This is a genomic window from Massilia agri, assembly GCF_024753255.1.
Lineage (GTDB): Bacteria > Pseudomonadota > Gammaproteobacteria > Burkholderiales > Burkholderiaceae_D > Telluria > Telluria agri.
The window spans coordinates 17,457-31,386 of sequence record NZ_JANUHA010000028.1; the positions used below are offsets into that span (position 1 = coordinate 17,457).

A 13,930-nucleotide genomic window follows, 5' to 3' on the forward strand; every position below is an offset into this window, starting at 1 on the left:
ATGTCCGACATCCTCAACAAGATCCTGGCCGTGAAGGCCGACGAAGTGGCCGCCGCGAAGAAGCAGCGCGACCTGTATTCCCTGCGCCGCGAGGTCGAAAGCGACCTGGAAGCACGCCAGGACATCCGCGGTTTCGAACGGAGCCTGCGCGAAAGAATCGCCGCCGGCCACGCCGGCATCATCGCGGAAGTGAAAAAGGCCTCGCCTTCAAAAGGCGTGCTGCGCCCCGACTTCCAGCCGGCCGCCATCGCCCAAAGCTATGCCGGGCATGGCGCGGCCTGCCTGTCGGTGCTGACCGACGTGCAGTTCTTCCAGGGCTCCGTGGACTACCTGCGCCAGGCGCGCGCGGCATGCAGCCTGCCGGTGATCCGCAAGGATTTCATTGTCGACCCTTACCAGGTGTATGAGGCGCGCGCGATGGGCGCGGATGCGATCCTGCTGATCGTGTCGGCGCTGGACCACGGCCTGATGGCGGATCTCGAAGCCTGCGCGCATGACCTCGGCATGGACGTGCTGGTCGAGGTGCATGACGGCGAGGAACTGACGGCGGCCCTGAAGCTGAAGACCCCGCTGGTGGGCATCAACAACCGCAACCTGCGCACCTTCGAGGTCTCGCTCGACACGACCCTCGGCCTGCTGCCGCGCATCCCGCAGGATCGCCTGGTGGTGACGGAGTCGGGGATCATGGGGCCGGCGGACGTGAAGCGCATGCGCGACGCGAACGTGCACGCCTTCCTGGTCGGCGAAGCCTTCATGCGCGCGCCCGAGCCTGGTGTCGAGCTGGAGCGCCTGTTCGGCTGACAGCCTTTTCCGCGCAGCTTGCGGAACTCCGGATGAGCAGAAGCGTCGAAGTTGAGCGCCCTTGATGCGCCAACCTGCGACGCTCACTCATCCGCCATGAACACTTTTCTTCGCAGTAAAGCGTTCTTCGCGACGCTGCTGGCACTCCTGTCCGGCTGCGCCAGCCCGCCCCCACCCGTACCGGTCGAAGAGCGCAGCACCATTTCGGTGGACCCGCCCCCGGCCCCCACACCAGCGCACGTCCCGGCACCTTCGCTCACGCTCGACGCCTACAAGACACACGTGGCCCGCCACATCGTCGAGCGCAACGCGGACCGTACTTTCAGCGGCCGCCTGCCGCCGATGCTGCCGGCGATTGTGGTGGTGAACATTACCGTAGACAAGGAAGGCCAGCTGACCGATGTGCGGGTGCAGCGCTCGCGCGACCCGGATGCGTCGCGCGTGGCCATGGCCTCGATGATGCGCAGCGGGCCGCTGCCCCGGCCCGAGGGACTGGTGGCGGCGAATACGGAGGCGGTGACCTTCTCAGAAACCTTCCTGTTCGACCGCGACTACCGCTTCCAGCTGCGCACGCTAGCCGGGCCGCAGGACTGAACTTCAGCGGCCGAGGACGTTCAGGACAGCCAGGCTCATGGCCTGCGCCGCGGTCTTGATCGACGGCTCCGGCACCGGCGCGTAGAAGGGCGAATGGTTGAAGGCGATCGGCTTGCCGCCGGGGCGCTCGGCCTCTTGCACCGCCTTCGGATCGTAGACGCCGGTGAAGAAGAACATCGAGGGGATGCCTTCGTTCACGAAGAGCGAAAAATCTTCGCTGGCCGTCATCGCCGGCATGCGCTGGGCGTTGCCGGCGCCGAATGCATCCTTGAACACGGCCTCGGTCTTCTTCACCAGCGCTTCGCTGTTGACGATGGCCGCGCCGCCAGAAATCAGCTGCACGTCGGGCGCCGGTGCCCCCGCCATGGCGGCAGAGGCATTGGCCACGCGGCGCACGCCCTCCAGCAGCTTGGCGCGCACGGCCGGGCTATAGGAACGGATGGTGCCGCGCACCTGCACATTGTCCGGGATGATGTTGCCGACCGTGCCGCCGTTGATGGCGCCGATGGTCACCACGCCGAATTCCTTCGGATCCTTCTCGCGGCTGACGACGGTCTGCACGTCGACCACGAAGCGCGCAGCGATGGTGATCGGGTCGAGCGATTTATCGGGCGCCGAGCCGTGGCCGCCGCGGCCCTTGAAGACGATCTCGATGGAATCCGAATTGGACGAGACCGGGCCGTCGTTGAAGCCGACCGTGCCGTGGGCCAGCGGCCAGGAATGCAGGGCGAAAGCGTAATCCGGCTTCGGGAAGCGCTTGAACAGGCCGTCGTCCAGCATGGCCTTGGCGCCGGAGACGATCTCTTCGGCCGGCTGGGCGATGAAGACCAGGGTACCCTTCCACTTCGATTTCATTTCCACCAGCGTGCGCGCGGTGCCGAGCCAGCCGGCCATGTGGATGTCGTGGCCGCAGCTGTGGGTGACGAAGCTTTCGGCGCCATTGCTGACCGCCTTGGCGCGGCTGGCGTAGGGCAAGCCGGTCTTCTCTTCCATCGGCAGGCCGTCCATCTCGGTGCGCACCAGCACCGTGGGGCCGGCGCCGTTCTTCAGGACGGCGACGATGCCCGTCTTGCCGACTTTTTCAGTCACCTCGAACCCGAGCTTGCGCATTTCGCCAGCCAGCTTGCCGGCGGTGCGCACTTCCTGGAAGGCGATTTCGGGATGGGCGTGCAGGTCCTTGTAGACCGTGTCGAGCCAGGGGTACATGCCGTTCACCCGCGTCGTGACGTCGGATTTCAGGGGTGCGGATAGTTGGGCGGAGGCGGATGCGGCGATAAGCGAGAGGGCAGCGGCGAGCAGGGTGGATTTCAAGTGTGCCTCGGTGCGGAATCGGTTTAAAAAAACGGCGGCAATGCCGCCGTTGTGGTCAGACAGCGCTCGGACGCTTCAGCGCGGTCGACTTTTTCCCGGCGACGGCCTGGGACAGGGTGATGCACGGCACGCGATCACCCTGCAGGGTCACCTCGAATTCCATCAGCTCGTCGCGGCGGAAAGCGTGGACCTTGACCTTGTCGCCGACACGGTAGCGGCACAGCAGGGTGTCGACATTCGAAGGATTGCCGATCACGCGCAGGCCGTCGATCGCGATCACCACGTCGTGCGCCGACAGGCCGGCGCGGTGGGCTGCGCCGCCTTCGTGCACCTGGGTCAGCTTGGCGCCCAGCGCATCGCGGCCGATGCCGGCGTCCAGCGAAGGCTTGCCGCCCTTGCGCTCGTCCACCAGCTTGACGCCAAAAGCCGCATACAGCTTGGCCAGCGGCAAGTCCTCGGTGCCACGCACCCAGCGGTCGAACTGGCTGCGCAGGCGGGTGCCTGCCACTTCGTCGAAGATGGCTTCGACTTCGGCATCAAGCACGCCACGTCCGGCGCCCTTGTAGAAATCGCGGCCGAAGCGTTCCCACAGCGCCAGCATCACGTCGTCGAGCGACTTCGCCCCACTCGTCTTGGCGCGGATGGTCAGGTCGAAGGCCAGGCCGATCAGCGAACCCTTGGTGTAGTAGCTGATGATGGCGTTCGGCGAGTTCTCGTCCTGGCGGTAGTACTTGCTCCAGGCGTCGAAGCTCGATTCGGCCACGCTCTGCTTGGTGCGGCCGCTGCCGCGCAGCACGCCGCCGATGGTCTTGGACAGCAGCTTGAAATAGGTCGCCTCGCCGATGATCCCGGCGCGCACCAGCATCAGGTCGTCGTAGTAGCTGGTGAAGCCCTCGAACAGCCACAGGAGCGGCGTGTAGTTCTCGACCTGCAGGTCGTAGGGCGCGAACACGGCCGGCTTGATGCGCTTGACGTTCCAGGTGTGGAAGTACTCGTGGCTGCACAGGCCGAGGAAGCGCAGGTAGCCTTCGCCGGGCTCGGCGCTCTTCGGGCTGGCCGTGCTCGGCAGGTCGGCGCGCGCGCAGATCAGGGCGGTGGAGGCGCGGTGTTCCAGGCCGCCGTAGCCGTCGCCGACGGCCATGGTCATGAACACGTAGCGCTCCATCGGCGCTTTTTTCGTCTGCGGTTCGAAGAAGGCGATCTGGGTTTCGCAGATGGCTTTCAGGTCGGCCTGCAGGCGCGCCATGTCCAGGTTCGGCACGCGGCCGGTGATGACGATGTCGTGCGGGATGCCGTGGGCCTTGAAGGTGGCCAGCTCGAAGTCGCCCATCTCGACCGGGTGGTCGATCAGCTCGTCGTAGTTCGCGGCGATATACGTGCCGAAGCCATAGCGCTTGGCGCCCAGTTCTTTCATCGCGGTGGCCACGCGCCAGGTCTTGGCGACGGGATCGCCGGGACGCTGGATGTCGACCTGCTGCGACAATGCCTCCTGGCCGACGACGCGCAGGAACACGCTGGTGCCGTTGAAGAAGCCATGGGTCTGGTCGAGGTGGGCGGCGCGCACCGACAGGTCCCAGGCATAGACCTCGTAGTGCAGGGTCAGGGGGCCGCTCGTGCGGGCGGCGCGCCAGGAATGCTTGTCCAGCTTGGAAAGCGCCACGTCCGTCCCGCCGCTTTCGGCGCGGATGCGCACGATGTTGCGGGCGAACTCGCGGATCATGTAGCTGCCCGGGATCCATGCCGGGAGGGCGAAGACCTGTCCCTCAGGGTCGGGCGCCGCAACCGTGACCGTGACGTTGAACAGGTGAGCCGCCAGGTCCTTGGGAACGATCGTGTACTGGATGGCTGGCTGCGCAGTGCGCTTTTTTTCGGAAGGTTTTTTCATTTTGTAGGGACGTGCGGCCGGAATATGCTCCCTAGTGTAATCGGATTCGATCACGACTGGAAACATTGACATGCATATGTCAAGCAGGCAGGTCCGAAGGTGTGTCGATATCGCGCAGGATGCCCGGATCCGGAACAAGGATTTCCGTGACGGAATGCGCTTGCAGGAGGCGGCGCGCGCCCTGGTCGCCACCCAGGCCCAGGAGCGCTTCACGGTGGCAGGCTCCGAAGGCGACGGGGTTGCCGCGCCGGCCTTCATGCACCGGCACGGCGATGCCGGCTCCGTTCAGGACCGCGTCGCGCAGTGCGGCGAGGGTGGAATCCGCGACAAAGGGCATGTCGCCCAGCGCCACCAGCCAGCCCTCTGACACCGGCGCATGCCGCAGCGCATGCACGAGCGAAGCGCCCATGCCGGTGTCGGCGTCAGGACACACGGTGACCTCGCAGCCGAGCGCTCCCAGGATGTCCCCTACCCCGCCATCGCTTGGTGCGACGACCGCGATCACGCGCGGCAGGCAGGAAAGAAGATGGCGGGCGCTGGCCGCGACGACAGGTTCGCCGCCGGGCAGCGTTTGCAGGAGCTTGTTGCGCGCCCCCGCGGGATCGAAGCGGCGGCCCCGCCCCGCAGCCAGCAGAATGCCGGTCAGGGCCGCCATGGCTTACGCCGACGCCAGGTCGAAAGGCAGCTTGCGCAGGCGCTTGCCGGTCAGGCGGAACACAGCGTTGGCAAAGGCCGGCGCCAGCGGCGGCAGGCCCGGTTCGCCGATGCCGGTGGGCGGATCGTTCGACGGCACGATGTGCACCTCGACCTGCGGCATCTCGTGGTGGCGCGCCACCACGTAGTCGCCGAAGTTCTGCTGCTCCACCACGCCATCCTTGAGCGTGATGGCGGCGCCCGGCAGGGTCATGCCCAGACCCATCAGCGCCGCGCCCTGGATCTGCGCCTCGATCGAGAGCGGATTCACCGGCTGGTTACAGTGCACGCCGGCGACCGCGCGGTGCAGCTTCGGTACGCCGTCGACCAGCGAGGCCTCGACCACGTAGGCGACCACCGAGCCGAAGGACTCGTGCACCGCCACGCCCCAGGCGTGTCCCTTGGCCAGCGCCTTCTTGCCGTAGCCGGACTTGCTGACCGCCAGGTCCAGGGCCGCGCGGTGGCGCGCATGCTTCTCGCCCATCAGCTTCTTGCGGTAGGCCACCGGGTCGACCTTGGCGACGTGGGCCGCCTCGTCGATCAGGGTTTCCATCACGTAGGCGGTATGGGTCGAGCCGACCGAACGCCACCACAGCACCGGCACGTTCTGCTTCACGCCCTCGACGGCGAGGTTCATCGGCAGCGCATACGGCTCGCCCATGCCCTCGATGGTGGTGCCGTCGACGCCGTTCTTGACCATCATCGGCTCGAACAGGGTGCCCGCCATGATCGACTGGCCGACCACCTTGTGGTCCCAGGCCACGATCTCGCCCTTCGCATCGATGCCGATGTCGGCGCGGTGCACATAGGAGGGACGGTAGTAGCCGCCGCGGATATCGTCCTCGCGGCTCCACACGACCTTCACGGGACCGGCGTGGCCGGCGGCTCGATAGGCCTTGGCGATGCGCACGGCGTCGCCGATCCAGTCCGACGACGGCACCGCGCGCCGGCCGAAGCCGCCGCCGGCCATCATGGTGTTGATCGTGACCTGCTCGGGTTTCAGGCCCAGCAGCGTAGCTGCCACCTGCTGGTCCACGGTCTGGAACTGGGTGCCGGCCCAGATCGTGCATGCATCGCCCTTCAGGTCGACCACGCAGTTGAGCGGCTCCATCGGCGCATGCGCCAGGTAGGGGAATTCATACACGGCCGAGATGCGGTGCGGCGCGCCGGCCAGTGTCGAGACGTCGGCCCGGCGCGCGACAGCGCCGCCCGGCGCCTTGGCCAGCTCGCGGTAGCGCGCCAGCTGGGCCTCGCTGCTCACCTTCTCGACCTCACCCGTATTCCACTCGGCGTTCAGGGCGTCGCGGCCCTGCTTGGCCGGCCAGTAGCCCTTTGCGAACACGGCCACGCCACGCGCGCCGCGGTCCAGGTCCACTTCCAGCACGGCGAGCACGCCTTTCACTGCGCGCGCGGCTGCGGCATCGAACTTCGCCACCTTGGCGCCGAACACCGGCGGGCGCGCCACCACGACGGTGACGGTATTTTCCGGCTTGAAGTCGATGCCGAACTGCTGGCGGCCGCTCGACTTGGCGCGCGCATCGATGCGGCGCATCGGTTTGCCGATGTAGCGGAAGGCTTTCGGCTCCTTGAGCACGACGGTGGCCGGCACCGGCTGCTTCATCGCAGCGTCGGCCAGCGAGCCGTAGCTGGCCTTCTGGCCGGCCGGGCCGAATACGACGCCCTTCTCGGTCCGGCACTGGCCTGGCGCCACCTTCCACTGCTCGGCGGCGGCCGCCACCAGCATGGCGCGGGCGCGGGCGCCGATCTCGCGGTACTGGTTGAAGCCGCGCGCGATGCTGCCCGAACCGCCGGTGATCTGGATGCCGAAGGCCGGGTCTTTATAGATGTCGCCGGCCGGCGCCAGCTCGCCGCGCATCTGCGACCAGTCGGCGTCGAGTTCCTCGGCGATCAGCATCGGCAGCGAGGTGTGCACGCCCTGCCCGAATTCCAGGCGGTTGACGATCACGGTGACGGTATTGTCCGGCGCAATGCGCAGGAAAGCGTTGGGGGCGTAGACCTTGGCCTCCTGGGCCTGGGCGAAGCGGTTGGCGCCAGGGACGACGAAGCCCAGCACCAGGCCGCTGGTGGCCAGCGCGCCGGTCTTCAGGAAGCCGCGGCGCGACAGGCCGCTGCCGATGGCGCGGGCGGCTGCCGCGCGGTCGATCCAGTCGATGTGCATGGCTTCTCCTTCAGGCCAGGGTCTTGGCGGCATCCTTGATGGCCGCGCGGATCCGTTGATAGGTGCCGCAGCGGCAGATATTGCCGCTCATCGCATTGTCGATGTCGGCGTCGCTCGGACGCTTGTTGGTGCGCAGCAGGACGACGGCGCTCATCACCTGGCCGCTCTGGCAGTAGCCGCATTGCGGCACGTCGTGCTTGACCCAGGCGTCCTGCACCGCCTTGCCGACGCTGTCGTTTTCCATCGCTTCGATGGTGGTGATCTTCATCCCCTGCGCGCTTGAAATCGGCGTGATGCAGGAGCGGATCGGATTGCCGTCCAGGTGCACGGTGCAGGCGCCGCACAGGGCCGCGCCGCAACCGAACTTGGTGCCGGTCATGTTGAGGTTGTCGCGCAGCGCCCAGAGGATGGGCGTGGAAGGATCGGCGTCGACCTGCAGGTCGCGCCCGTTGATGTTCAAGGTCACCATGTGCTACCCCTAGTGTGGACTACGTCACGTTCTTGTTTTTGTAGGGTGGTCGGCTCTGCCGACCGCGCGTTCAACTCACGGATGCGCAGTGGTGACGCATTCTTTAGCTGAACGCGCGGACGGCGAAGCCGTCCACCCTACTTGAGACTTTGCAGCTTGGCTTCCAGCGTCTTCAGGTCGACCGCGCCGGGAATGCGCGAGCCGTCGGTGAAGAAGATCGCCGGCGTGCCCTGGATCTTGAGTTTCTGGCCGAGGGCGACGATCTTGTCGTTCGGCGTTTCGCAGGCGGCCGGCGCGCTCGGCGGCAGCTTGCCGTTGATCATCCAGTCGTCCCAGGCCTTCACGCGGTCCGGCGCGCACCAGATGTTCTTCGACTTCGTGAAGGAATCCTCGGAGAGGATGTTGTACATGAAGGTGTAGATGGTGACGTTGTCCAGTTCCTTCAGCGTGGTCTGGCGCAGGCGCTTGCAGTAGCCGCAGTTCGGGTCTTCGAACACGGCGATGGTGCGCTTGCCGTCGCCCTTGACCTGCTTGAGGGCCATCTCCAGCGGCAGTTCCGAGAACTTGATCTTGTTGATTTCGTCAATGCGGGCGCGGGTCAGGTCGGTCGAGGTCTTGGTGTCGTAGACGTGGCCGATGAACAGGTAGTCGCCCTTCTTGTCGGTGTACAGGATGTCGCCGGCCACGCGCACCTCGTACAGGCCGCCGTAGGGCGTTTCGCGGACCGATTCGATCTTGGCGCCGCCCAGCTTCGGTTCGAGCGCCTTCTTGATGGTGGCTTCGGTGTTCTGCGCCTCGACGCAGGATGCGAGCAGGCCCGTCGCCAGCAGGACGGCGACCTTGGTTTTCAACATGGTGTGTTCCTTGAGGGTTACTTGCCCATCGCGTGCGCCATCAGGCGACGCTTAACCATAGGCAATTTATCGAGCAAGTTTAATCCGAAATTGCGGACAACGCGTACGGGTTCGAGGTTGGCGCCGAACAAACGTTCGAGACCATCGGTTGCCCATTGCATGAGCAGCACGTCTTCCTTGCGCTTGCGGGCATAGCGCGCCAGCACCCGCTCGTCGGCGATGCCGCGCCGGTCTTCGCGCTCGCGCAGCACTTGCAGCAGGTCGTGGATGTCGCCGAAGCCCAGGTTCATGCCGTGGCCGGCCAGCGGATGCACGGCGTGGGCGGCGTCGCCCACCAGGGCCACGCGCGGCGCCACCAGGGAGTGCGGACGCACCAGCGCCAGCGGCACGGCCTTGACGGCGTCCGGCTGCAGGGGGCGCAGGGCGCCCAGCTTTTCGTCGGCGTACTCGCCGAGACGGATCGCCAGTTCGCCGAGCGACTCGTCCATGAGGGTGTCGGCCAGGGTTTCGGGCGCCGACCAGACCAGCGAAACCTGCTTGCCCGGCAGCGGCAGCAGCGCGATGATGCCGTCGGCGCAGGTGAACCACTGGTAGGCCACGCCGTGGTGCGGCTTCTCGCAGGCGAAATTGGTGACGATGGCGCGCTGGTGGTACATGCGGTAGTCGACCCCGATGTCGCACTGGCCGCGCACCCAGGATTCGCGCCCGTCCGCCCCGACTACCAGCTCGCAGGCGATCTTCCTGCCGTCTTCGAGCACGATGCCCGCCCCCGCTTCGCTGCACGTGAGGTCCACCGCGCAGCCGGAGACGATCTGCACGTTCGCCGCGAACTTCAGGGCCGCGTCCAGGGCGCCGTTCAGGTTGCTGTCCTCGACGATCCAGGCCAGGGTGCCGACGTGGGCGCCGAAGGCGTCGAAGCCGAGGTTGCCGCCCTGCTGGCCGTCGCCATGGATGTCCATCGCGTCGACCGCCTGCACCCGCGCCAGGTCGAGCGCGCCCCAGACCTTGAGCCCGGCCAGCAGGTCGTGCGCCGTGTGGTTCAGGGCATAGACCCGCACGTCCCAGGGCTTTTCCGCGGCCGAGGCCGTGGGAGCCTCCGGCGCCGGGCGCGAGGGCGGCACCAGCAGGGTGACGCTGTACCCCGACTGGGCGAAACCGAGGGCGGCGGTCTTGGCGATGGCGCCATTGCCGACGATGCAGACGTCGCTGCGGTGCTGGGCGGTGGTGGTAGTCATGAAACACATTATAGCGAGATGCCAACAGCGCGCTCGGGCGTTGTGGGGCCGCGCGCGGGGGGCCGTGGGAACAGGATTCCGCCAGGGGCTTGCGCAGATGAAAATCGCTGGCTATAATCATGCCTCTCTTGGCCTGGTAGCTCAGTTGGTAGAGCAGAGGATTGAAAATCCTTGTGTCGGTGGTTCGATTCCGCCCCGGGCCACCAAGAATTCGCAAACGCCACCTTTGGGTGGCGTTTTTGTTTTCAGTCCCCGCCTGTCAGAGCGTTGAGACATTTGTTGCCCCCTGAAGGACTCCAAGTGTCAGCTTTTCCGACGCAACTCCATCCGCCTACCTGCCCCGTTATGATGCAGCGCCGCAGCAGCAGGAGCAGTCACACCTTCGCCACTTTTTTACTCTATCCACCGTATTGCAGCATTTCTTCGTGGAATCCTCATCGTATTGACACTGCGCCCGTTTCTGCACATTCATGGTGCAAAATATAATTGTTTGTCCAGCTTTTGTCGGATAGTTTTACATTCATCTGTATTTCTTTTGTAAGAGGTCAACATTTCTTCGCTAAATCAAGTACCTAGAGAGCTGGCACGTTAAATGCCTAACAGATGTATCGGCTGGAGACATGTAGCCGCTAAGCTCGGGCGGTTCGCCACAAGCGCCCCTGCCCCACTGCCCAACTCTATGGAGCGTACTCGATGATAAAGAAAGCACTAGCTGCACTGGTAATGTCGGGAATGATGGCGTCGGCCCAGGCCGGCTTCCTTGTCAAGGAAGGTTTCGACGATGTGAGCACCCTCGCCGGCAAGGGATGGGTGATGAACAACGCCAGCACGCCACCTGGGTCGATCGGCTGGTTCCAGGGCGACGAGTCCCAGTTCCGCGCATTGAGCGGTGCGCCCAACAGCTATATCGCCGCGAATTTCAACAGCGCCGAGATGGGCGGGAGCCTCGACAACTGGCTGATCACCCCCGAGTTCTCCCTCGCCGAAGGTGTCATCGTCTCGTTCTGGATGCGCGCTGCCGCGGCCGACGGCTACAGCGACCAGGTCTCATTCGGCTTCAGCGACGGCAGCACCGACCTCTCGGCATTCGTCATGATGGCGCCGACGACCGTCTCTACCGACGGCTGGGTGCACTACCAGGCGCGCATCGAGAAAGGCGCCATCTCCGGCAACGCCCGCTTCGCCCTGCAATACACGGGTGAAGCGGACCTCTCCAACTACATCGGCCTGGACCGCTTCGCGGTCAGCGAGATTCCGGAACCGTCGAGCATGCTGATCCTGGGCGCCGGCGCCATGGGCCTGGTCGCGGCGCGCCGCCGCAAGCGCGGCTGACCGAGTCGCGCCGTTTCGCCATCCGGAGCGCGCCTTGACCCGCGCGCCTCACCGAACCCGATACCAGGAGAATCCCATGTCCCAGAAACACCCTTCCGGCCAGCGCCTGCTGTGCGCCGCCGGCATCACCCTGGCCCTGCTGGGCCTGAGCATGCAGGGCGCCAGCGCCCAGGATGCGGCCCCGCAGGCCGCGGAATCGCTGACCGTCGTCAAGGATCCGGAAACCGGCAAGCTGCGCGCGCCGACCGCCGCCGAAGCGGCGGCGCTGCAGGCGCAGGCCGCCTCGGCCAGGAGCATGATGCGCGTGGCGCCCCAGAAGCCGCTGAGCAAGGTCCACCGCAGCGGCCTGCGCGGCTTTCGCGTGACCGACGAGATGATGTCCCAGTCCGTCGCGGTGCGCAAAGCCGACGGTAGCATCGAACGCCAGTGCTTCGACTCGCATGGCGCCGGCGCCGAAGCCGTCGCCAAAGGTCACGTTCACACCAACCAGGCCGTCACGGAGTAACCATGCAGATGAAACCAATTTCGCGCACCGCTGCCCGCTCGCTGATCGCTGCCGCCGCGGCCCTGACCTGCCTGGCTGCCGAAGCCGCCACCATCAAGATCCAGAGCCGCGACCCGGCCGGCTACGGCTTCAACGACCCGACCCCGGTCAAGCCGGTCGGCGGCAATATGGGCACCACGCTCGGCGAACAGCGCATGAACGTGTACCGCTACGTCGCCGACGTCTGGGGCCGCAACCTGCAGAGCGACGTCGAGATCACGGTCTCGGCCGGCTGGGAAAACCTGGCCTGCACATCGACCAGCGCCACCCTTGGCAGTGCCGGCGCCTGGAACATCTGGATCCTCACCGAGCCCGGCCAGCCGGACACCCTCTACCCGCAGGCGCTCGCCAACAAGCTGCTCGGCGAGAACCTGTCCGAAGGCCAACCGGACGACGGCAGCGGCTACGGCAACGTCGACATCAAGACTCAGTTCAATGCCCGCCTCGGCCAGCCTGGCTGCCTCGACGGCAGCCCCTTCTACCTGGGCCTGGACGGCAACAATGGCGACGAAGTCGACTTCGCAGCCACCCTGATGCACGAACTCGGCCACGGCCTGGGCTTCTCGGTACTCGGCGTCAACACTGGAACCGGCGGCTACTACTACGGCTACCCGAGCATCTGGGAACGCTTCATGTACGACAACACGGCCAAGAAGACCTGGCTCGAGATGACCCCGGCAGAGCGCAAGGCGTCGGCGATCAATCCCCTGCAACTGGCCTGGAATGGCCCCAATGTGCGGGCCGCCGCCGGCATGCTGGCCCCGATGCCGGTGGTGAAGTCGACCAGCCCGGCCGGCGCCGTTCCGCTGATCGACTACAGCCCGTCGGTCTTCGGCCCGGCCGCACCGAGCAACGGCAAGCTTGGCGCGCTGGCGCTGATCGCCAACCAGGCCGGCGAACTCGGCCATGGCTGCTCGCCGTTCAACGCGGCGAATGCGGCGGCGGCAAAAGGCCGGGTACCGATCATCAGCCGCGGTGGCTGCAATTTCACCCAGAAGGTCAAGAATGCGCAGGATGCGGGCGCGGTCGGCGTGATCCTGGCGAACAACGTGGCCGGCTCCTTCGCTCCCGGCGGGGCGGATTCCTCGATCCGGATTCCGTCGGTCGGCGTCACCCAGGCCGACGGCGAACAGCTGAAAGCGGCCGTGAACGCAGCCAAGCCCTTCGGCTCACGCGCCCAGCCGGGCCAGGTGACCGCATCGTTCTCGGTCGACCCGAGCCGCCGCGCCGGCGCCGACCTGGCGGGCCGTCCGCTGCTGTACACGCCGAATCCGCTGGTCGGCGGTTCATCTGTCTCGCACTTCGACGTGACGGCGGTCCCGAACCTGCTGATGGAGCCGAGCATCAACGACGACCTGACGCTGGAAGTCGTCCCGCCGAAGGACCTGACCCTGCCGCTGCTGAAGGACCTGGGCTGGTAAGCACTGCCTGGACCGCGGCGCCCTGGGCGCCGCGGTCCAGGGCGGGGCGGGCGGCCCAGGCTGCCCGCCTTCCGGCTCATTCGCCGGCCTGCGCCTCGCCGCCCGGCAGTTCTTCGTCGAGCGCGACGGCAAACTTGCCCATCAGCTTCACGAAGACCTCGATTTCTTCCCTGCTCCAATCCCTGAAGACCACATCGGCCATGCGCTCGCGCGCGGCATCGATGCGATCGGTCATGTCCTTCCCCGCGGGGGAAATCACCGCCTCGCGCACGCGGCGGTCCTGGGGATTTTCCCGGCGTTCCACCAGGCCCAGACTCTCGAGCTTGGCGACCTGGCGGCTGACCGTGGTGTAGTCGCGACCTGAACGTTCCGCCAGGTCGACCACGCCGATCGGTCCGAGCCGTTCGATGGTGACGAGGACGGAAAACAGCGCCCGGTCAAGGCGTACACCCGCCGCCTCGATCAGCTTCTCGTCGTTGCGGGGCCGGTTCAGGGCGCTCGCGATCCTGATCAGGGAAACGTGCAGCGCCCTCATCTTTTGCGAAATATGTGTATCTTGCACATTTTTTTCAAATGTCATAGCATGGCTCCAGTTAGGTGTATTTTACACAT

The 13,930-nt window shown here is 66.1% G+C and carries 13 protein-coding genes and 1 tRNA gene; 6 read left to right on the plus strand and 8 right to left on the minus strand.

Going from position 1 to position 13,930, the window contains the following annotated elements; genetic code table 11:
- Together trpC and NX780_RS23895 are read left to right on the plus strand one after the other, a co-directional pair.
- Entirely contained in the window at window positions 1–801 is an 801-nt protein-coding gene (gene trpC, locus NX780_RS23890) for an indole-3-glycerol phosphate synthase TrpC (protein WP_258830391.1), read from the plus strand.
- A gap of 96 nt (window positions 802–897) precedes the next feature.
- On the plus strand, window positions 898–1,395 hold the full coding sequence (locus tag NX780_RS23895) for an energy transducer TonB (protein WP_258830392.1): 498 nt from the start codon (window positions 898–900) through the stop codon (window positions 1,393–1,395).
- 3 nt (window positions 1,396–1,398) lie between these two features.
- Here the strand turns inward: NX780_RS23895 and NX780_RS23900 are convergent, their stop codons facing one another.
- From NX780_RS23900 to NX780_RS23930, 7 genes are all read right to left on the minus strand, one after another.
- Window positions 1,399–2,706: an amidohydrolase gene (locus NX780_RS23900; RefSeq protein WP_258830393.1), complete on the minus strand. Its 1,308-nt coding sequence runs from the start codon at window positions 2,704–2,706 to the stop codon at window positions 1,399–1,401.
- A gap of 55 nt (window positions 2,707–2,761) precedes the next feature.
- Entirely contained in the window at window positions 2,762–4,591 is a 1,830-nt protein-coding gene (locus tag NX780_RS23905) for a M61 family metallopeptidase (RefSeq protein WP_258830394.1), read from the minus strand.
- 79 nt (window positions 4,592–4,670) lie between these two features.
- Window positions 4,671–5,246, minus strand: a complete 576-nt coding sequence (locus NX780_RS23910) for a nucleotidyltransferase family protein (protein WP_258830395.1) — start codon at window positions 5,244–5,246, stop codon at window positions 4,671–4,673.
- A gap of 3 nt (window positions 5,247–5,249) precedes the next feature.
- Complete coding sequence (locus NX780_RS23915; RefSeq protein WP_258830396.1) at window positions 5,250–7,463, minus strand: xanthine dehydrogenase family protein molybdopterin-binding subunit; 2,214 nt, start codon at window positions 7,461–7,463, stop codon at window positions 5,250–5,252.
- A gap of 10 nt (window positions 7,464–7,473) precedes the next feature.
- Window positions 7,474–7,932: a (2Fe-2S)-binding protein gene (locus NX780_RS23920; RefSeq protein ID WP_258830397.1), complete on the minus strand. Its 459-nt coding sequence runs from the start codon at window positions 7,930–7,932 to the stop codon at window positions 7,474–7,476.
- Between the two features lie 137 nt (window positions 7,933–8,069).
- The gene (locus tag NX780_RS23925) at window positions 8,070–8,786 is read right to left on the minus strand and encodes a DsbC family protein (protein ID WP_258830398.1); all 717 of its coding nucleotides are present in this window, start codon (window positions 8,784–8,786) and stop codon (window positions 8,070–8,072) included.
- Between the two features lie 17 nt (window positions 8,787–8,803).
- Window positions 8,804–10,030 (minus strand): FAD-dependent monooxygenase, encoded by a 1,227-nt coding sequence (locus tag NX780_RS23930; protein WP_370663646.1) that lies wholly within the window; start codon window positions 10,028–10,030, stop codon window positions 8,804–8,806.
- A gap of 121 nt (window positions 10,031–10,151) precedes the next feature.
- On the opposite strand from NX780_RS23930, the gene NX780_RS23935 reads away from it, so the two are divergent.
- The 4 genes from NX780_RS23935 to NX780_RS23950 all read left to right on the plus strand — a co-directional run bounded on the left by NX780_RS23935 (window position 10,152) and on the right by NX780_RS23950 (window position 13,318).
- Window positions 10,152–10,227: transfer RNA gene (locus NX780_RS23935), tRNA-Phe, on the plus strand.
- 487 nt (window positions 10,228–10,714) lie between these two features.
- Window positions 10,715–11,353, plus strand: coding sequence for a choice-of-anchor J family PEP-CTERM protein (locus NX780_RS23940; protein ID WP_258830400.1), 639 nt, complete (start codon window positions 10,715–10,717; stop codon window positions 11,351–11,353).
- A gap of 76 nt (window positions 11,354–11,429) precedes the next feature.
- Window positions 11,430–11,858: a post-PEP-CTERM-1 domain-containing protein gene (locus tag NX780_RS23945; RefSeq protein WP_258830401.1), complete on the plus strand. Its 429-nt coding sequence runs from the start codon at window positions 11,430–11,432 to the stop codon at window positions 11,856–11,858.
- Between the two features lie 2 nt (window positions 11,859–11,860).
- Window positions 11,861–13,318 (plus strand): PA domain-containing protein, encoded by a 1,458-nt coding sequence (locus NX780_RS23950; protein WP_258830402.1) that lies wholly within the window; start codon window positions 11,861–11,863, stop codon window positions 13,316–13,318.
- 76 nt (window positions 13,319–13,394) lie between these two features.
- Here NX780_RS23950 and NX780_RS23955 read toward each other — a convergent pair whose 3' ends face one another.
- Window positions 13,395–13,898 (minus strand): MarR family winged helix-turn-helix transcriptional regulator, encoded by a 504-nt coding sequence (locus NX780_RS23955; protein WP_258830403.1) that lies wholly within the window; start codon window positions 13,896–13,898, stop codon window positions 13,395–13,397.
- Between the last annotated feature and the right edge of the window lie 32 nt (window positions 13,899–13,930).